Source organism: Pseudomonas sp. P5_B2 (assembly GCF_056400445.1).
Genome location: NZ_JBFULH010001028.1, coordinates 1 through 1,127 on the forward strand (window position 1 = coordinate 1; position 1,127 = coordinate 1,127).

Below are 1,127 nucleotides of genomic sequence, written 5' to 3' on the forward strand. Positions count from 1 at the left end.
GGTCCAAATGTGGGAGCGGGCTTGCTCGCGAAAGCGGTATGTCAGTCGAAGCAGATGTCGACTGATACACCGCTTTCGCGAGCAAGCCCGCTCCCACATTTGGACCAGCGTTACCAGTGAGAATGCGGCAGAAAAGCGGCAGGTGGCGRAAACCGGTTGCCGCTTTTCTGGCATTGCCGCCTTGCCACTCCCCGCAAAGCCCCGGTTTATGGGGTTTTTTTATTTGGCACGCCGCTTGCTATGTCTCTGTTACGAAAAATCAGGTCACCCGAAGGTTTCCCGACATGAGCATCAGCTTCGATAAAGCGCTCGGTATCCATGAACAAGCCTTGGGCTTCCGCGCTCAGCGTGCCGAAGTCCTGGCCAACAACATCACCAACGCCGACACCCCGAACTATAAGGCTCGGGACTTGGACTTCTCGAAAGTACTCGCCGCACAGAACGAGAAAACCAAGAGCGGTACGTTTGCCTTGAACATGACCAACAGCCGTCATATCGAAGCTCAAGGCCTGGGCAATGGCGACGAGTCGTTGCTGTATCGCACGCCGATGCAGCCGTCGATCGACCAGAACACCGTGGACGCCCAGCTGGAACAGTCGAACTACGCGGAAAACGCCGTCGGCTTCCAGGCCAGCTTCACCCTGCTCAACAGCAAATTCAAAGGGCTGGTGTCAGCCCTGCGCGGAGAGTAAGTCATGTCCCTGTCCAGTGTTTTCAACATTGCCGGTAGCGGCATGAGTGCTCAAACCACGCGCCTGAACACCGTGGCCTCGAACATCGCCAACGCCGAAACCGTCTCGTCGAGCATCGACCAGACCTATCGTGCGCGTCACCCGGTGTTTGCCACCATGTTCCAGGGCGGTCAGAACGGCGGCAGCGATTCGCTGTTCCAGAGCCAGGACGCTGCCGGTCAAGGCGTGCAAGTGCTGGGCGTGGTCGAGGACCAGAGCAATCTCGAAGCGCGCTACGAGCCGAACCATCCCGCTGCCGACGCCAAGGGTTACGTCTACTACCCGAACGTCAACGTCGTCGAAGAAATGGCCGACATGATTTCCGCGAGCCGTTCGTTCCAGACTAACGCCGAAATGATGAACACCGCCAAAACCATGATGCAGAAGGTCCTGACT

At 57.7% G+C, this 1,127-nt stretch carries 2 protein-coding genes; both read left to right on the forward strand.

Annotated features, from left to right (window positions below):
• Window positions 1–284 precede the first annotated feature (284 nt).
• Window positions 285–692, forward strand: coding sequence for a flagellar basal body rod protein FlgB (gene flgB, locus AC1DRJ_RS28910; protein WP_007943919.1), 408 nt, complete (start codon window positions 285–287; stop codon window positions 690–692).
• 3 nt (window positions 693–695) lie between these two features.
• The coding region (gene flgC / locus AC1DRJ_RS28915) for a flagellar basal body rod protein FlgC (protein WP_477805143.1) at window positions 696–1,127 on the forward strand (432 nt) is incomplete at its 3' end.